Raw genomic sequence first — 18324 nt, 5'->3', positions numbered from 1 at the left:
ACCTACTAATCCAGTTTGACCCCGATGGCCTCGCGTACGTATTTCATAATGAAATCATCTTCCGTGTAGCCACCTCTTCCGGGCAATGTGCAGATAAAGGGGCTGCGCTTTTTCTCTTTCACAGCCAGCACCTTTTCTTCCAACGCGCGAAAGTCCTTCTCGTTTAAGATAATCATGCCGATGTTTTTATCCTGCAGGCTGGAGTCAAAGGTATGGTTCAGCGCCTCCAAATCGGCACAGAACACGCCTTCGAAACCGCTCATGCGAAGGGCGACGAGAAACTCGTCATCACGAGAGATGACTTTGGAGATCATTAAAGTTTCCCCAAAATCATAATGGAAATGATCAAGCCGTAAATGGCGATCCCTTCGGCCAAGCCGACGAAGATCAGGGTCTTCCCTAAAATAGAGTCGTCTTCACTGACCGCACCCAATGCGGCGGAACCGACGATACCCACGGCGTAGCCCGTGCCGATGGTGGCGAGGCCCGTGGAGAGGGCGGCGGCCAAAAGGCCCAGGCCGTTGACTTCAGTCGCGCCCGTGGCGGCGTGTACCACGCCGGGGACGAGGAGCACGTAGGCGGCGACCACCGTGGGGATAAAGGCGAAAAGATTGGTGCGCATGGCCTTTTTCAGCTTCACGCGATCCGAGGACACACCCCGTTCCAAAAAGACGAAGCCCGCGATAATCGTCGATAAGACGACGAGGGATGCTAAAAATAATATTTTTTCCATAATAATCTCCTTCTCAATGCTTATTTGTGATTCAAATTCAAATTGTCGGAGCGGAATTCCCGTCCGTTGCCGTCGTAGTAGCGGCTGAACAATTCGTAGTATTCGAGACGCAGGCCTTGGATAAAGACGATAAGTCCTTCCAGACCGATGATCAAAATATTTCCTAAAATCAAAATGATGTAACCGCCCACGTCGTGGGAAGCCATTTGACTCATGACGTGGAAGGCCATAAATAGCCCCACGTGGTTAATGGCAAAGGCGCCGACGCGGATAAAGGACACGATCCCCGATAAGGTGGAGATCAACAGCTCGATCATGGAAAACGAACTTTCGATAAAGTAGCCGCTCTTGTTTCCTGCGTAATCCACATCGGTCTTTTGGATCTTTGCCAAAATGGGCTTTTTAAAGATCATCAGCAGAATGGATAAGACGAGGATGCCTGCGGCGACGGGCATGGGAATAAAGGACACGAGTCCCGCCACGTCCAAAATCATAATGAGGAGCATGGCGAAGACCAAGAAGCCGAAGAGGCCGTGTTCGCCGAAAAGCCCCCGGGCCAGGTCTTTGTTCTTAATGGCATTGGCAAAGTTCATGCCGTAGGCCAAAACCAAAAGCACGACGCCGAAGCCGATGGCGGCCATAAGCACTTGCTCGATGTTTTGGAAAGGTCTCAGCCACAGGGCGTCGATGACGTCTTCGTAACCGAAGACCGAGCCGTACAAAAAGCCGAAGACTATGGACGATCCGCCCATGCGCATTAAGAGGCCGCCCATGTCTTTTTGCCGGTGCCTCGAAAGGATAAAGCCGATAAGGAAAAAGACCGCCCCTTGCCCCACGTCGCCGAACATGGCGCCGAAGAGGAGCATATAGGTAATGCCGACAAAGATCGTCGGGTCGATTTCGTTGTAATGGGGAATGCCGTACATGCGCACCAAGAGCTCGAAGGGTTTGAAGAACTTCGGGTTCTTGAGCTTCGTCGGCGGCGTAATGCCCTTGGCCACGTCTTCTTCGCTTTGGGTTGTAATGACCACGTCCTTAAACTTCGCCGTGCGGCGGCGAATGTCTTCCACGCCGGCCTCGTCGGCCCAGCCCGTGATCAGGAAGTACTTGTTGGCAATGGCCATTTGCTGCTTCGCTTCTTCGATGCGGCCCAGGAAAAGGGTGTGGCCCAAAATTTCCCGCACCGTGTCCCGATCGTCCCGATAAAGGGTCTTCCGCTCTTCGTCCAGCTCTGCCATGCGGGTGTAGAGATCCGTCTCTTCTTCTTTCAGGCGGCTCAGGGTGTCCTTCGCCGTGCCTACGGCATTGTCCAAGACGGGCACGTCGATCCAGTGAAGGGACTTCAGCACCCGATCGATCTCTTCCGCCACCTCGTTGGGGTAGACGATCATGTACACTTCTTCATCTTCAAAAGAGCCCGTGTGCAGAATAAGGGCAAGAAGATTTTCGTAACTGCTCTTTAAGCGCACCCGAGCGGACTTTTCCAGCCGACCGAAGCGGGCGGTGAAATACTTCATGTCCCGAATCTTCGTCAAATCCACGTCCACGTTTTCGAAGAGGGCCATGTTCTGTTTAAACATGGCGATGGTTTCCAGACGCTTGTGAATCTTATCGTACTCTTCCCGCAAGGGCTCCACCCGATCGATGAGGGCCTTATAGCGCTCGTCCAGACCGTCGGTGCCTTCGAAGCTGTTAATATTTAAATCCTTAATGTGGAAGTACTCCACCAATTTTTGCGCCTCTTGGGTGCGCTGCCTTACATCGGTATCAATGGGAAAGGGCGCCAGATTGTTTAAATCCACCACCATGTCCACATTGTCCTCCAGGGAGTAGATATTGCTGTTCTCCGCCAATTGGGTCATGGCGTCGACCATGTCCAGCGCTTCTGAATCCAAAATTTCGAACAGAATATCGTTCATGTCCTCGATTCGGGCGACGACGCTGAGCATCTTCATTCTCTCTACTGCCATACTTCACCTTCTTTCATAGGAATCGTCAACAGACTCCTGATCAGTTCCTTGCCGAAGCCGAGCCTGAGTCCTTCCAACGTGGTGGAAACGTCCTTAATGGCGTTTTCCAGCAAAATGGACAGGGCGACGATACGCGCCGGGCCCGGGCCCCCTTGTTGATACTGTTTCAAATACATGGCGGCGAGATCCCTCGCAGCCGCTACGTCGGTCATGTGATTTTCCCTCGCCGTTTCAAAGAGAAAGGCGAAAGACGACGCCCGCACGGAGCGCACCAGGGCATCCACATCGTCGGCATAGATCCACGAATCCAAAAGCTTCCTGGGAATATTGCCGCCGCGAATGGCGAAGTTTTCCATCTCCGACTTCATAATGTCGTAAGTCTTCTTGCCCCGATAAATATAGAGAATGTTCAAGAGATCCACTTGCCGGTTCAACATGGCCATGACGGACTTATGATACTTCTTCGGCAGCTTCTGCGCCTCTTTCATCAAGTCCTCGTAGTAACTCTTGTCCAGCTCCATTTCGATATAAAAAAGAATACGGTCTCGGCTCACGCCCTCATAAGCGGAAAGCATCCGCCCGTAGGGGGTGGCGTCCAAGGCCTTAAACAAATCGTCGGGACCGACGTTCTGCTCCCTCGGCAGAATTTCCGGATCCAAGGCGAGGAGGCTGTTTCGTACGATATTGACATCTTCCTCGTGATAGACCGCCCGGAAAATCCGCTTCAAATCCTGCATCTCGTAGCGATTCAAAAGGGCTTTGAAAAAAATCCGGTCCTGTCCCTGTAAGTAGTAGTGAAAGCCGATCAAGGTGTCGTACACCTTTTGGGCCATCTTTACATTGATTTCCAAAAGATGGGGGTCGTCGGAAAGTTCCAGCCCCCAAGTCTGTTCTAAAATAGCCAGGCCGTCTTTTACATTTCCCGCTTCCAGAATCCTCAAAGGCACTTCCGGCTTCAAATAGCGGGCGTAGACGGTGACCGCTTTGGTGTTTACTGCAGCGTAACTCATACTCGCCTCCCACTAAATGTCCAGGAGTTGAAACGCTTCTTCCACCAATTCCGCTTTGTGGGCTTTGTAAACCGAATCCACCGACTCCAGCTTCTTTCGATTGTTTTCTTTAATCTCGTCCACCACGCCCATGGCCTCGTTGTAAATGGTATCGTAACTGTCCTTCGCCGAAGCCTTGGAGGATTCCCGCTCGTCCACTTCCATTTCCGTGAAGCGTTTTTGCAGATCCGCCTTCTCTTCGTCGATGGTCTTCTCTTGCTTTTCAACCATGGCGTCGGTTCGCTCGTCAAGTTCGATGACGCTTCGAATCAATTGTTCCAACCTAGTCCCCTTTCCCGTTTTATTTCGGCAAATCTCCTGTTTTAAAGATTTGCAGTTATAAATATTTTAGCACTTGCCCCGACCTAAATCAAAAAAATGAAGAGGTCGGAAGGTATTTTTTTTGACTTTTTTTCAGCGATTTTTTAAAAAACAAGCCGCCTATTTTTAAAACGAATCCCTTCCACCCCATCCTCTGCATGTTTCTTTCGCGGGAGCGAAAAATATCGGGGTTTTTTGCAAAATTTTTCAGTATGACCGTGAAATTGAGTCGGTTTTTTGGTATAATCAAATAAAGCTATTTGTTTTGGTTAAAGGAGGTGCATAAGGTGCACATCAATCGTTTTACCGGTGATTCCATCGACACATACATTCTGTCCCTGTTAAACGAAAACAGCCGCATGTCCCTAAGCGACATCGCGAAAAAGGTCAGCCTGTCCGTTTCGGCTACGCGTAATCGGATTCATCGCCTGGAAGATGCGGGCGTCATCGCCGGCTATACCATTCTTCTCGGCGGGGAAGAGGACGATTCCTATATCCACTCCTTCTGTCTCATCGACATATCCGAAGAAGACAATACCTTGGAAGAATTTATAAACTACGTCGAAACCTCGGATCAAGTCACCGACTGCTGGAAGCTCATGGGCGAATACCAATTTTTAATTCGCATTAAGTCCACCTCGTCGAAGGCCTTGGACGACTTTTTAATGCGCCTCAGAGAATCCATTTCCATTAAGAGGACCAATACCATCGGCGCACTGAATCAAGTCAAGGGCAAAGACATTCGGGAACACAACGCCATACGGATCAACGAGAAATAAATCGGGCGCTTCGGCGCTCGTTTTTTTTGCACTTAGATTGTAAATTCAAGCAAAAAAAGACAAGCCCCGTTGGCTTGTCTCTTTCGTTTTTAATCTTCCAGACGGGCGAAGAAGGTCTTTTCGTCCAAGGCCTTCAACAGTTCTTCCCGTGCCATGTCCGCGGTGTAGGTGAATCCCTCTTCCACTCGGTCGACGAAATCTCCTTCCAATTCTTTTGCCACGAAATAGCGGCCGCGTATGGGCGCAAGCGCTACATCGCCCCGCTTCATAAGGGGCATGGCGCTTTTTGTGGCGGCTGCCACGAGATCCGCCACCACGGCGTTGCCCGTGGGCTCTTTGCCGGCGCCGGGGCCGGTAAAGGCCAATTCGCCGACCCAACTGCCTTTCACATTCACCTGATTAATGGCATCGGGCAGGATGGCCAGGCTGTGGCCCCCATCGAAGATCACGGGTTCCACCACGGCTTCGATGCCGCCCTCTGCGGGCTTGGCGGAGGCCACGAGCTTCACCTTTTTATTTTGCGATTTCAAGTAGGCCACCACGGACTGATCGATTTGGGCGATGCCCCGTGTGGGAATGGCGTCGCCGTCTACGTGACCGAAGGCCATTTCGATTAAGAGGTGGAGCTTTCTGCGGGTGTCGTAGCCTTCCACATCGTCGGTGGGATCCTGCTCGGCATAGCCCAGCTTTTGGCACAGGGCCAAGGTGTCCTTGTAATCGGCGCCCTCTTTAAACATGGCGTTTAAAAGATAATTGCAGGTGCCGTTTAAAATGCCCTTCACGTCTTCGATTTCGTTTTGAAGGCAGAGGGCCCTCAGTGGCGTAAGGACGGGAATGCCCCCGGCCACCGCCGCTTCAAACAAGAAGGGCGCGCCGGTTTTTTCCGAAAGGGCCACGAGCTCCTCGTAGTGGGCGCTGACGCAGGCCTTGTTGGCGGTGACCACGCCCACGCCTTTTTCCAATGCCCGACGCATGTACTCGTAGGCCATGTCCATGGCGCCGGTGGCCTCGGCGACGCAGTCCACTTCTTCCAGAACCTTGTCGTATTCCTTCGCCGTAACCACGGGCTCGTCGATTTCCAGCTCCAGGGTATTTCTGCTCCGATCCGATGCCACCACATAGGCGATCTCCATGGGGCCGATGGTCTTTTCGAAAACCTCTTGTCGATCCTTTAAAATGTCGTAGGCGCCGCGGCCGACGGTGCCGAATCCAATCAATGCCAGTTTCATAGTATCCCCTTTCCTTGCAATCATTATGAATTGACTATACTAGAGTGTTTTTGCTATAGTCAAGTAAAACATCGTTTAATAAGAAAGAAGGTTTACAATGACGATCTATCGCACAGCAATTTTAGGCGCAACGGGCCTGGTCGGTCAAACCATGCGCAGTATTTTAGAAGAAAAGCATCTCCCCTTGGAACTGTCTATGTTCGCATCGGAAAGAAGTGCGGGCAAGACCTTCACTTTTAACGGCGAAGAACACGAGGTGCAAGAGCTCACGGAAGAGGCCTTGAGAGAAGGCAAGTTCGACTACGTCCTGAGCGCTTTGGACGGCAATCTGGCCGCGCGCTTTTGCCCCGTGGCCGCCGAAGCGGGCAGCATCGTCATCGACAACAGCTCCCACTTCCGCATGAAGGAGGACATTCCCCTGGTGGTGCCGGAAATCAATCCCGACGACATTATCGACGACGCGGGCATTATCGCCAATCCCAACTGCTCCACCATTCAATCCGTGGTGGCACTGAAGCCCGTGGAAGATCTCTTTAAGATGAAGCGCATCGTCTTTACCACCTTCCAAGCCGTCAGCGGCTCCGGCGTGCGAGGCATCGCCGATTTGGAACGGGGCATCAAGGGCGAGGCGCCGGAATTTTATCCCTACCCCATCGCCTACAACTGCCTGCCTCACATCGACGACTTCCTGGAAGACGGCTACACGAAGGAAGAAATGAAGATGGTGAACGAATCGCGGAAGATTTTCCATCGCCCGGATCTCGCCGTTACCGCCACCGCCGTTCGCGTGCCGGTCAAGGGCGCCCACGCCATTTCCGTCAACGTCACCTGCGAAAAGCCCGTGGACATCGACAAGCTTCGCGCCGCCTATGAAGCCATGGACCACGTAGTGCTTCAGGACGATGTGAAAAACCTCGTCTATCCCCTGCAAATCAATGCCGAAGGCAAGGACGAAGTCTTCGTCGGCCGCATTCGCAAGGACGATTCCTGCGAAAACAGCTTGAACCTTTGGGTCGTCGCCGACAACATTCGCAAAGGCGCCGCCCTCAACGCCATCCAAATTCTGGAAGAACATTTAAACGCACGAGCATGAGAGTTTCCATCGTACAGGCCCCCATCGGCCCCATGACCCAAGAGGTCAACAGAAAAACCATATTCGATGCTATGGAAGAGGCCCTGAACTCCTCCCCCGACGTCATCGTCTTGCCGGAAATGTGGAACACGGGCTTTTACCCGGAACGCTTCTCCGCAGACGACGATTACGAAGAAGAAAGCCTGCGCCGGGATCTCTCCGCCTTTGCTAAAGAGCACGAGGTGAATCTCGTGGCGGGGAGCATCACCGTGTGGGATCATGACGCCCGCGCCAATCGCAGCTTTATTTACGACCGCGCCGGCACCCTCTTGGGCACCTACGACAAGGCCCACCTCTTTCCCATGGGAGCGGAGAAGACCTACTTCGCCCCGGGAGAGAAAAACCTGGCCTTCGAACTGGACGGGGTGCCCGCGGGGATTATTACCTGCTTCGAGCTGCGCATGCCGGAATGGGTGCGCCTCGCCGTCATGGGGCGGGCGAAGATCCTCTTCGTCCCCATGGCCTGGGGCCTTTCCCGCGTGCCCCACATGCATCTCTTCGCCCGGGCGCGGGCCGTGGAGAACCAATGCTATGTGGTGGCGGTGAATTGCACCAAGCTCGGCGACTACCCGGCCATGGGCGGCGGAGGCAGCTGCATCTACGATCCCATGGGTGAGGAAGTGCTTATGACGGGCACGGAAGCCTGCATCCACACCGTGGATCTGGATCTGTCCAAAGTGGAAGAGGCCAAGGGCAAGTTCGATCTCTTTCATGAGCGCCGCCCCGATCTTTACGGAGAGCTGGTGAGCCGCCATGGATAAAAAAGCCATCGAAGCCATCGCGAACGAGGTGCGGACGCACTACCGCCACCTCCACGCCCATCCGGAGCTGAGCGGCGAAGAGTTCGAAACCGCGAAATACATTCAGTCGATTTTAAAGGACATGGACATCGAAGTCGTCCCCTATTCCAACGGCGGCTTTCACGGCGACATCAAGGGCGAGAAAGAAGGCCGCACCGTGGCCCTTCGCGCGGACATGGACGCCCTGCCCATCACCGAAGCCACGGGTCTCGATTTCGCTTCGGAAACAAAAGGCCTCATGCACGCCTGCGGCCACGATATGCACATGGCCATCCTTCTGGGCACGGCCACCTATTTTACCCGCCACAGGGATTTCGCCGGCACCGTCCGCCTCATCTTTCAGCCCAACGAGGAGAAAGACGGCGGCGCCGAGGTCATGGTAGCCGAAGGCGTCATGGACGGCGTGGACAATGTCATGGGCCTTCACGTCTCCCCCTATTTGGATCTGGGCACCGTCGGCGTGCGCCCGGGCTTTATGTACGCCGGGGTGGAAGATTTTAAATTCACCATCACCGGCCGTGGCGGCCACGCCGCGCGCCCCGACGCCTGCATCGATCCCATCGTCTGCGGGGGCCATATTATCGTCGCCTTGCAGACCATCGTCTCCCGTCGCTTCTCGCCCCTGACGCCGGCGGTGGTCACCATCGGATCCGTACACGGGGGCAACAAGCACAATATCATCCCCGACACCATGACCCTGGAAGGCACCATTCGCGCCGACACCATGGACAATATGCATACCCTGCGCACCCGGCTGAAAGACATTGCTACCGCTACCGCAGCCGCCCACGACTGCCGCTGCGACATGGAAATCATCAAGGGCTATGTTCCCCTGATCAACGATCCCGAGGCAACGGAAATCATCCGCCGGGCCGCCACAGAGGCACTGGGCCCCGACAGAGTCGTCACCCTGCCCAAGCCCACCATGAGTGCGGAAGATTTCGCCTACTACCTTCAAAAGGCACCGGGCAGCTTCATCAATCTCGGCGTGAGAAAACCGGGAGAGGCATGCCACGCCCTTCACACGGCGGAGTTTCTCCCGGAAGAAGACGCCGTCACCTACGGCATCTGCGCCGAAGTGGCGTCGACCCTCGCCTTTCTGGTACAGTAAAATACTCCCCGACTTTTTTCGAAAAGAGTCGGGGATTTTTTTGCCCGCCGCCGGGGACGCAAAAAAATTTTTTTATCGCCATTTTTTCTTTTGTGAAAAAGATTCCGCCCGCCTCCCCCGCTCTCGACAAAAAATAAAATCTTTTCCCCGCGGGAAGAATTATTTTTTCTTTTTCTAGACAAACCACAAAATTTTCGCAAAAAGCCCCCGCCTCCGCGGCCTCGCCTCGAATTGACTTTCATTCGTGTACGATATACAATAAACGCGTAAAACGTTACCAGCCACTTTTTCTATCTGATGAAAGGAGTTCTTATGCCTAAATTTGCAAAAAGAATGGACAATTTGAAGGCTTCGGAAATCCGTGAGCTTCTCGCTTTAACGGCTGACCCGAGCATTATCTCTTTCGCCGGCGGTCTTCCCGCAGCGGAATTGTTCCCCATCGACAAATGGATCGAAGCATCCGATAAGGTCATGAAAAACAACGGCGCCGCCGCCCTTCAATACGGTCCTACCGACGGCTTCAAGCGCTTAAGAGAACACTGCATTACCCGCATGAATAAAGTCGGCGTCAAAAACGTGGAAGCCGACGACATCCAAGTTCTTTCCGGTTCCCAACAAGGTCTGGACTTTATGGCCAGAATCTTTATCGATCCGGGCGATTACATCGTCGTCGAAAGTCCTACTTACTTAGGCGCATTAAACGCCTTTAAAGCTTACGAACCCAAGTTCCTGCAAGTCGAGCTCGACGAATACGGCATGGTTCTCGAAGATCTGGAAAAACAATTAAAAGAACACGACAATGTAAAATTCATCTACGTTATTTCCGACTTCCAAAACCCCTCCGGCAAGACCTGGACCATGGAACGCCGCAAAGGCTTAATCGAATTGGCCAATAAATACGATGTCATGATCCTGGAAGACAATCCTTACGGCGAACTCCGCTTCGAAGGCGAAATTCAACCTTCCCTCCGCAGCTTGGACACCGAAGATCGCGTCATCTTCATGGGCACCTTCTCCAAAATCTTCAGCCCCGGCATCCGCGTCGGTTGGTTCAACGCATCGAAGGAAGTCCTGAACAAATTCAACATGGTTAAACAAGGGGCAGACCTTCAAACCTCTACCACGACTCAAATGATTCTGGCTCAATTCCTCGACGACAACGACTTGGAAGCCCATATCGCCGAAATCATTAAGGTCTACGGCAAGCGTAAAAACGTCATGGTGGAAGCCATGAAGAAATACTTCCCCGAAGAAGTGACCTTCACCAATCCCGAAGGCGGCCTCTTCCTGTGGGTTACCCTGCCGAAACACTTAAACGCCCGCGACATCGCCGTAAAAGCCATTGAAAAGAAAGTGGCCTTCGTACCCGGCGGCGCATTCTATCCCGAAAGCCCGGAAGAAAACCACTTCCGCTTGAACTACAGCTGCATGCCCGAAGACAAAATAGAAGAAGGCATCAAGCGCTTAGGCGAAGTATTACACGACGCCGTTAAATAAAATCCGCTCACGATCCGTCGGTCTATGCACCGGCGGATTTTTTTGCCCAAAACGCCCCTTTACGGCACAAAAAAACCTCCCCTCGGGGAGGTCTTTACATATCTCTTTACGCGTTTTCTTCCAATGCCTTGGCCAGGCGCTCTTCGCGAATGGCCTGTTCTCTGTAGACATCCTCTCTCGTGCCGCCGAGGCCGGTGAATTTGCCGATAAGCCCGCCGATGACGGCGCAGATCAGTGCCGGAACCAGCCATTCAAAGGCGAAGTTCGCCAGGGGGAAGGTCTCGATGGTTTTCACCAAGCCGCCCAAGGCGTCGCCGTTTTGCATTTTCGAGAAGACGTTCACGGCTTCGATGACGCTGATGACGCCGGCGCCGATGACGCCGCCGATAAAGAAGCCGTTGTATCTGATTTGGAAATCGAAGATCGATGCCAAAATCAGGAAGATGACGATGGGGAATACCGCCGTGAGCACGGGCACGGCGATGTTAATAATGCCTTCGACGCCGATGAGGGAGATGGCGAAGGCGATTAAAGTAGAAACGATGACCACGTATTTATATTTCAGCTTGCCGCCCGTGACGTCGCTAAAGAAATTGCCGCAGGTGGAGATGAGACCCGTGGATGTCGTGAGGCAGGCGAGAGCCACGCCCAGTCCCAGCACGAATCTGCCGCCTCCCCCAAGCAGATGTTCCACCGAGCCCAACAAAATGGCGGTGCGGTCCATGTCCGGGGTGTAAATGGCGCTGACGGTGCTGCCCACATAGGTGAGAGAGCCGTAGACCAAGGCCAGACAGATAAAGGCCACGAGGCCGATTTGAATGCTGGCCTTCACTTGCACCTTGTCGTCGGTGTAGCCGCGGCGAATCAAGTCGGACAGGACGATGCCGCTCAAAAGAGCCGCACCCAGGGCGTCCATGGTTTGGTAGCCTTCCTTAAAGCTCATCTTAAACAATTCCGGCGTATCCGTGGTAATGGCCGCTGCCGGCGGATGGGCAATGGCCATGGCTGTAATCACCGCCAGTACGATTAAAAGGGCGGGCGTCAGCATTTTGCCGATATAATCCAGCACCTTCCCCGGATTCAAGACCAAATATAGCGTCAGCCCGAAAAAGACGATGGAGGTCACCAAGGGCGGCACACTGGGAAGATTGGGAGCGACGAACATTTCGTGGGTGGTGGCGCCGGTTCTGGGCACGGCGAAGAAGGGCCCGATAATCAAAATACATATGGCGGAAATAATCGCCGAGAACTTCCAGCCCACCCGCTTGCCTAAGTCGATGGCCCGTCCGCCTAAGCGGGCGGTGACGATGACGCCTAAGATGGGAAGCACCGGGTCGGAAAGAATAAAGCCCGTGGACGCCGTGAGCCAGCGGTCGCCGGACAGCACGCCTAAGTAAGGCGGAAAGATCATATTCCCTGCGCCAAAAAAGATGGCGAAGAGAGCAAATCCGCAAACAATAATATCTTTTCTTTTTATATTCATAATGCCTCCTTCGCCCCTTCGGGCATTTCATTCCGTCTGCAGCGGCCTTGCCATTAACTGAGTATCGCTTTATCAGATGAAGCGTATAAAAAAATAATTCCTCGGGCTGAATCGATACCTGTCGGTGCCCTGCAGACAACTTTTTCTGTATTCTTATAGAGTACTCCGCTATAAAAAAAATTGCAAGTTATTTCGTATAATTTTCGCAAAACCTCCCTTCCCCCGCCGCCTTTATTTGAAAAACCATCGTCCCCGCCCCTCTTCGCCACAAAAAAAGAAGCCTCTCGGCTCCTTTTCTTATTTCACCGTCTGGAGAATGTCTCCTGCTTTCCCCACACCTTCTTCGTAGGCTTTTTTCAGAACCGGATCCTTCAGGCTCGGCTTATCCGCCCTGACGAAGATCAGGCTGCCGTCCTTATTGTATCGGAACAGGCGGTAGTCCTCTTCTATTTTCTCCAATTCCTTTTGATTGACCACGCGGAAGGTGCCGATGAGGCCGCTGCCCTTTTTCGCCTTTTCATTGGTCTTTTCAAAGAGCAACACATTTCCGCCGGCTTCTTCCACGCCGATCACGTCTTTGTAGGCCTCGGGAAGCACCATGGAGACCGGACCGATCTTCACGCGGTCGGCTTCCTTATATACATCGTCAATTTCCACGGTCTTTAAAATTTCCCGCACCAACTGATTGGATTTCGTGTAGCTGTCACAAAGCTTTTGATTGCCCGTGTCCACTACCTGCACGTCGCTTGCAAAGGTGCAGAGGGTGTAGAAGCAATTGCCCTTGGCCAGAAGGATGGCGGGCACGGGCGAGTCGGGATTCGCCGTGTTGATGATCTCGCCGATGCGGCCCAGACCGTCCTGAGCCTCGTAATTCATTTTGTCGTAGAAGGTCACTTGATTGTGGTCATAAGTAATTACCAGCTGTTTTTCCCAATCCTTGGGCAGGGAGAAAGTCACATTGCCGTAGGTGACGGTCTTTGACCGCGTAAACTTCGGCGCGCTCTTGTACTCGCCCACGACGGCGACTCGATTTTTCCCGTCCCAGGTGACGGGAAGCTTCATGCCGTCGGCCAAAAAGCGCAGGGGCACGTAGGTGCGATCCTTTTCGATAAAGGGGGCCACGTCCATGGTCATTTTTTCGCCCTTCGCCACATAGTCTTTTTCGCCTACGACCATTTCAATATCGCCGACGGTAACGGTTTTACTCTCGCCCTTCCAATCCACTTTGTAGCCCATGGCTTCCGTGACGCTCCTTACGGGAAGGAACAGGCGATCGTCCCGCAGGATGGGCTGTTGTTCATAGTTTCTCCCGTCGATTCCGTTGACGTAAAGGAGAACGGGTTCTGCGGCAAAGGCCAAGCCGGGAATCATGGCCAGGGCCAGTGCCAATCCGAGTAATTTTTTCATGTCTACCTCCTTTTCTCTACGCTACTTTCCTTGCCCTATTTATACCCCCTCAATAAAAATCAACGCCATTTGAAAACCACGACACAAAAAAACCTGCCGTAACAGCAGGTTAAATATCCACGATTTCATGAAAGCCCAACTCCTTCGCCAAGGCAATGAGCCGGTCTTTTTCCTCTCGGCTCGGGGCGCGAAGCTCGTCTACGTATTCTTTTCTTACGCCGAAGTGGCGGTAGCTGATAAGCTTCACCCGTGTGGAGTGAATGCTCTCACCCAGCACCTTCGCCGCTTCCCGCAGGCTGTGCTCGTTGTCCAATGCGTCTAAGAGGACGAAGCGCAGCTCTTCGATTTTGCCCTTCTCGGCGAGGTAGGCGAGGTTTTTCTTCACCGGTTCGTTGTCCCGGCCCGTGATCCGAAGGTGATCCTCCTTCTCCCAGGCCTTCACATCCAACATGACCCCGTCGGAAATATCCAGCAACGTTTTTAAATCGCCTTTGGAAAAATCCACGCCGCCGTTGGAGTCGATGAGAGCCGTGAGGCCTTTTTCCCTCGCCATTTCAAAGAGCGGGATCAGCTCCTTCGCCTGCAAGGTGGCCTCGCCGCCGCTGACGGAAATCCCTTCGATAAAGGGCACGGCCTTTTCGATTTCCGCCATGAGATCTGCGGCACTCATGGCCCGCACCTTCGGCGACGCGCCGTGGGTGCAGGTGGCGATGCACTTGTCGCAGTCCACACACTTCACCGGATCCCACACCACTTTTCCATCCATGAGATCAAGGGCATCCGCCGGGCAGCCCGCCACGCAGTCGCCGCAGTGGATGCAGCGGTGGATCGTCTCGGGATTGTGGCAGTACTTGCAGTTGAAATTGCAGCCCTGCAGGAAGATGGCAAAGCGATTCCCGGGACCGTCCACGACGCTCATGGGAATCAGCTTATTGACGAGAAGCATTAAACCCCTTCCACCTTCCGGTCCAAAATGCCGTACTTCGTGAGGGGATCGGCGGCGTATTGCACCGTGTCGTAGGACACTTGCTTGCCCGCCTTAAAGGCTTCCACGTCGGATTTTTTAACGAGATAGCCGGTGACGCGAATGAGGTCGCCGTCGTCGTTGTAGGCGGAAAGGTAGCGGTTCCCCAGCTTAAAGCCGCCCTTAAATACGTCCAGCACCGCCTTCGGGTTCTTCTTCGCCGTTTCGTCGAAGGGGAAGTGATCGCCCACGCCGGAGGGGAAATATTTTTGGAACTTCGCCGCTTGGCGAATGTGGGAGTAGAGATCCGGCTCTTGGCCGATGGGAATGCGGTGAGCCGCCGTGGTACCTTGGTCGTTGGCAGCCCCCACTTGGGCGTGGAGCATAAAGCGGTGGTTCCACACCGGGCTGTAGGCCGATTCAAATTGGCCGACCCGCTCTTGGATAAAGTCCATGACCCGAATGCCCATGGCGTCGGCCGCCTCGTCGGTGCCGTACTTGCCTTCTTTGCCCTCAAGCTTCAGAAGGGCTTCCGTACATTCCGCCAGGCCCACCATGCCGAAGAGGCCGACGAAATTGTTTAGATCGATGAAATCTTCCTTCACCAGGAAATTGGATTTAAAGAAAGCCGTTTCTTCCACCAAATAGCGAATCTTGGCTTCCATAAAGTGAAGCATGGTGTCGATGGCGTGAGGCAGATTCTTTTCGAAGAAGCCATCCACGCTTTCGGCGCCCAGTGCGATTTTGTTCAGGCGCAGACGGCTCAGGGTAAAGGCGCCGCCGTGTTTCGGCAGAGCGTTGTAGCAGGAAGCGATGCCGTAGGGCACGTCGCCGAAATCGGCGCTGTAATAGGCGTCGTTGGCGAAGGCCGGATTGGCGCAGGTCAAGCTGCATGCCAGGGCCTTTTCGGCGAAAGCGTCCGGCGTCTTTTCTTCGTCGTAAAGGAGGGTCATATTCGGCGTCACGATTTGCAGCTCTTCCAAAAGCTCCAGAAGCAGATTCCCCGTCTTCGTTTCGTAAGGGCCGATATTGGCGTGGCAGAAAGAGTCGTCCACCGTGCGGTCCAGCTGCATTAAAAAGCTCTTTAAAATCTCCCGTGCGGCCTCCTCGTCGGTGGTTTCAACAAAGGGCTCCAGGAGATCGTCCAGGGCGCCGATGTAGACCGGGAAGCGGGTAATGCTGGGGACGTGGTGATACATAATCAACAGCGCCGTCGTGGCTTCGAGGAGCGTCTTCGGCGGTTCGATGCGCAAAAATTCACTGCCCTCTTTCAAAAACTTTTCGTAATCGGGCAAAATATAGCGCGGCGCATAGGGGGCGTGGCCTTCGTCCAAATCGCAAATTTCCCCCTTGGCATAGAGGTCGTAAAAGGCGTCGTCATTCGCCACGGGATAATCCAAACTGTTTTCCGCAAGCTTTGCCAGGCGGAAAGTTTGTTGCTCGTAAGTTTGCGCTGTGTCCTTTTGCACGTCGCGCACCGCTTGATGAAATTCGTCCATGGTGAAAAACCGTTCCATAATAGCCTCCTGTCGTAAAAAATCGTCCCTTTTTTCTTAACTACAGTGTATACTGATTGGTAAGAAAAAAAGATGCCACCTGGCACCTTTTAGGAGGAAAAGATGAATTTTCAAGAACTTTTTCGCAACCTGAACGCCCCGGCCATCGCCTTTCGCCCGGGGGATCAACTCATGTATCCCGACAGCGCCGAATTTTCCGTTCTGCTCTTGGAAACCGGCACCGTGGAAGTGTCCCGCTACGCCCAAGACGGCAGCCGCATCCTCCAGAGCTTTATGACCGCTCCCCAATGCTTGGGCCTCATCGAAAGCCTGACACAAAGCCCCGTCCTTTCCGGCGTAAAAGCCGTCACCGCCGGCCGCTACTACAGCCTGAACATGAAAGATCCCCTCTTTCAAAAACCCGAGACCCTCATGCTCCTTCTGCGCTACCTGGCCGGGCTCAATGAGGAGACCATGCGCCAAAGCGCCGCGGAAAAACACCTGAGCAAAAAAGACCGCCTCGCCTACGCCATCTATAAAAACGCCAAAGCCCCCTTCCCCGCCATGCTACCACTAAAGAGAGAAGACCTGGCGGATCTCCTCGCCATCCCCATGAGGAGCCTGTATCGGTATTTGAATGAGCTGGAGGAGGAAGGGTGTGTTTTTAGAAAAAACGGGAAAGTTTTTGTAGGCGAGGAAGAGCACAAGCGATTGGAAGAGAAGATGAGGTAATTTTTTCTTTCGCATTCCAATGGCGTAGGTAAGACGATGTTTTCAAAATACTTTTTTACTTAAATATTCATTCTTACATGGTTTTGAGACCCGGGGACGGGGGAAAGGGCTCAGAGCGTGGATAGGCTACAATAATTAGGACAGTTTCCTTAAGGTGTGGTATCTTATGATCAACAAGGAGGATCAAATGGACAAAGCACCTAGAAAAAGAAGAGCCTTTTCAGACGAGTTTAAGCAGCACGTGGTGGATCTTTATGAAGAAGGCATGAGCCGACAAGAGATCATTCAGAAATACTCATTAACTCCTTCCGCCTTTGACCGCTGGGTTAGCCAATTCCGCACCACCGGTACCTTCAAAGAGACGGTGTCGTTAAGTGAATCGGATCAGGAAAAGATTGCATTGCGTAAAGAGATTCAACGGCTCAAGATGGAGAATGACATTTTAAAGCAGGCCGCGCTGATACTTGCGGAGAAAAACGATACGTCATCGATCGTTTAAAACACAAATACCCGGTATCAGCGCTTTGCAGAGTATTAGGTATCAGCCGTTCCGCCTACTACTACCGGCCGAAAGCTCTTTCCGATGATGCGATCGACCTGGAGATCAAGGTCCGTGCCATTTTTCGTGCAAGTCGCAACGTCTATGGCGCACGCAAGATAAAAAGTGAATTAGAAGCGGAAAACATCGTCGCCTCCAGGCGACGAATTCGCGCCATTATGAAGAAGCTTCATTTGGTTTCCGTTTACACCAAAGCAAAGTACAAACACCATCCGTCAAAGAAAAACGAAGAGCAAATACACAACGAGCTCAACCGCGAATTCAGTCAACGTCAGCCGTTGGAAGTCATCGTTTCTGATTTGACCTACGTTCGCATCCATCAGCGCTGGGCCTACGTTTGTGCCATCACCGATCTTTTCAATCGCGAAGTCATCGGTTACTCCTGCGGCTTACGTCGCGACTCTGCCCTCATACAACAAGCATTCGACACCATCCCTTACCCACTAGAAGCCATCGGCTGCTTTCATACCGACCGAGGGAAAGAATTCGATAACAACCATATACGTGCCCTCTTAAAAGCCAACCACATCAAACGCTCGCTGAGTCGCCCCGGCAATCCCTATGACAACGCCGTGGCAGAAAACATATTTAAGAGCTTCAAAACAGAATTTTTAGAGAGAGAAACCTTTCAAAGCCTGAATGACTTAAGAGAGAAACTCAGCAGTTATATTCAATGGTGGAACAGCGAGCGAAGACATACAAGCCTTGAAAACATGACCCCTCTCGCATACCGAGAAAGAGAGAGTATAAAAAGCAAGCCCGTCGTTCGAGCGACACCTTAACAAAAGTGTCCAAAAAACTGTTGCCATTCCAGCGAAGGCCGCATTTCCCCCGTCCCCGGGACCCCTTGCCCCCTTTCTGGCCGCGTGTGATTGGTAAGAAAATGCCTGCGGCATTTTCTACATATTTCCTTTTTCGTCGTTGCGATAGTAAACCTATGTCACAACAGTTGACCGGCACTATGCAGGTGACTGGCCTTGCTGATGACCCGCTGCCCCTTCTCCTTCGAGCGATCGCCTTCCATTTTACGCCTGCTCACTCCAAAATAATGCACTCATTTAT

17 protein-coding genes are annotated in these 18324 nt (G+C 53.0%); 7 read left to right on the top strand and 10 right to left on the bottom strand.

Annotated features, from left to right (window positions below):
* Positions 1-5: 5 nt before the first annotated feature.
* The 5 genes from BN7444_RS04590 to BN7444_RS04570 are packed head-to-tail and all read right to left on the bottom strand — an operon-like array spanning position 6 to position 4034.
* Positions 6-314, bottom strand: coding sequence for a V-type ATP synthase subunit F (locus BN7444_RS04590; RefSeq protein ID WP_068456394.1), 309 nt, complete (start codon positions 312-314; stop codon positions 6-8).
* A complete protein-coding gene (locus BN7444_RS04585) occupies positions 314-733 on the bottom strand; it encodes an ATP synthase subunit C (RefSeq protein ID WP_068456391.1) in 420 nt (139 codons plus the stop codon). The genes BN7444_RS04590 and BN7444_RS04585 overlap by 1 nt, the downstream gene beginning before the upstream one ends.
* Before the next feature lie 20 nt (positions 734-753).
* A complete protein-coding gene (locus BN7444_RS04580) occupies positions 754-2703 on the bottom strand; it encodes a V-type ATP synthase subunit I (protein ID WP_068456386.1) in 1950 nt (649 codons plus the stop codon).
* A complete protein-coding gene (locus BN7444_RS04575; RefSeq protein ID WP_068456383.1) occupies positions 2694-3713 on the bottom strand; it encodes a V-type ATPase subunit in 1020 nt (339 codons plus the stop codon). The genes BN7444_RS04580 and BN7444_RS04575 overlap by 10 nt, the downstream gene beginning before the upstream one ends.
* A 12-nt stretch (positions 3714-3725) precedes the next feature.
* Entirely contained in the window at positions 3726-4034 is a 309-nt protein-coding gene (locus BN7444_RS04570; protein ID WP_068456380.1) for a hypothetical protein, read from the bottom strand.
* Between the two features lie 326 nt (positions 4035-4360).
* On the opposite strand from BN7444_RS04570, the gene BN7444_RS04565 reads away from it, so the two are divergent.
* The gene (locus BN7444_RS04565; RefSeq protein ID WP_068456377.1) at positions 4361-4852 is read left to right on the top strand and encodes an Lrp/AsnC family transcriptional regulator; all 492 of its coding nucleotides are present in this window, start codon (positions 4361-4363) and stop codon (positions 4850-4852) included.
* An 89-nt stretch (positions 4853-4941) separates the two neighbouring features.
* On the opposite strand, the gene BN7444_RS04560 is transcribed toward BN7444_RS04565, so the two are convergent.
* Positions 4942-6081, bottom strand: a complete 1140-nt coding sequence (locus BN7444_RS04560) for a homoserine dehydrogenase (RefSeq protein ID WP_068456373.1) — start codon at positions 6079-6081, stop codon at positions 4942-4944.
* 97 nt (positions 6082-6178) lie between these two features.
* Between BN7444_RS04560 and BN7444_RS04555 the strand changes: the two genes are divergently transcribed.
* The 4 genes from BN7444_RS04555 to BN7444_RS04540 all read left to right on the top strand — a co-directional run bounded on the left by BN7444_RS04555 (position 6179) and on the right by BN7444_RS04540 (position 10621).
* Complete coding sequence (locus tag BN7444_RS04555; protein WP_068456370.1) at positions 6179-7174, top strand: aspartate-semialdehyde dehydrogenase; 996 nt, start codon at positions 6179-6181, stop codon at positions 7172-7174.
* Positions 7171-7974, top strand: coding sequence for a nitrilase-related carbon-nitrogen hydrolase (locus tag BN7444_RS04550; protein WP_068456367.1), 804 nt, complete (start codon positions 7171-7173; stop codon positions 7972-7974). Before BN7444_RS04555 ends, BN7444_RS04550 begins: the two co-directional genes overlap by 4 nt.
* The gene (locus tag BN7444_RS04545) at positions 7967-9124 is read left to right on the top strand and encodes a M20 metallopeptidase family protein (RefSeq protein WP_068456364.1); all 1158 of its coding nucleotides are present in this window, start codon (positions 7967-7969) and stop codon (positions 9122-9124) included. The genes BN7444_RS04550 and BN7444_RS04545 overlap by 8 nt, the downstream gene beginning before the upstream one ends.
* A 312-nt stretch (positions 9125-9436) precedes the next feature.
* Complete coding sequence (locus BN7444_RS04540) at positions 9437-10621, top strand: aminotransferase-like domain-containing protein (protein ID WP_068456361.1); 1185 nt, start codon at positions 9437-9439, stop codon at positions 10619-10621.
* Positions 10622-10727: 106 nt separating this feature from the next.
* Here the strand turns inward: BN7444_RS04540 and brnQ are convergent, their stop codons facing one another.
* The 4 genes from brnQ to BN7444_RS04520 form a co-directional block, all read right to left on the bottom strand.
* Positions 10728-12104 (bottom strand): branched-chain amino acid transport system II carrier protein, encoded by a 1377-nt coding sequence (gene brnQ, locus BN7444_RS04535; RefSeq protein ID WP_068456358.1) that lies wholly within the window; start codon positions 12102-12104, stop codon positions 10728-10730.
* 297 nt (positions 12105-12401) lie between these two features.
* Entirely contained in the window at positions 12402-13511 is a 1110-nt protein-coding gene (locus BN7444_RS04530) for a copper amine oxidase N-terminal domain-containing protein (RefSeq protein ID WP_068456355.1), read from the bottom strand.
* Between the two features lie 109 nt (positions 13512-13620).
* Positions 13621-14457 (bottom strand): YjjW family glycine radical enzyme activase, encoded by an 837-nt coding sequence (locus tag BN7444_RS04525; protein WP_068456352.1) that lies wholly within the window; start codon positions 14455-14457, stop codon positions 13621-13623.
* Positions 14457-15992 carry a YjjI family glycine radical enzyme gene (locus BN7444_RS04520; RefSeq protein WP_135122033.1) on the bottom strand — a complete coding sequence of 512 codons (1536 nt, stop codon included), beginning with the start codon at positions 15990-15992 and terminating at the stop codon, positions 14457-14459. Before BN7444_RS04520 ends, BN7444_RS04525 begins: the two co-directional genes overlap by 1 nt.
* Positions 15993-16094: 102 nt before the next feature.
* Between BN7444_RS04520 and BN7444_RS04515 the strand changes: the two genes are divergently transcribed.
* A complete protein-coding gene (locus tag BN7444_RS04515; RefSeq protein ID WP_068456349.1) occupies positions 16095-16703 on the top strand; it encodes a Crp/Fnr family transcriptional regulator in 609 nt (202 codons plus the stop codon).
* 187 nt (positions 16704-16890) lie between these two features.
* Positions 16891-18044 (top strand): IS3 family transposase gene (locus BN7444_RS04505; protein WP_135122032.1). Its coding sequence is split into 2 segments (ribosomal slippage): positions 16891-17172 and positions 17175-18044, totalling 1152 coding nucleotides; the frame shifts between segments, so codons are not numbered across the junction.
* Positions 18045-18324 lie beyond the last annotated feature (280 nt).

This window comes from Peptoniphilus pacaensis, from assembly GCF_900088125.1.
GTDB classification, from domain to species: domain Bacteria; phylum Bacillota; class Clostridia; order Tissierellales; family Peptoniphilaceae; genus Aedoeadaptatus; species Aedoeadaptatus pacaensis.
Note: the sequence above shows the minus strand (reverse complement) of the source record. Positions and strands in the feature narration are given on the sequence as shown.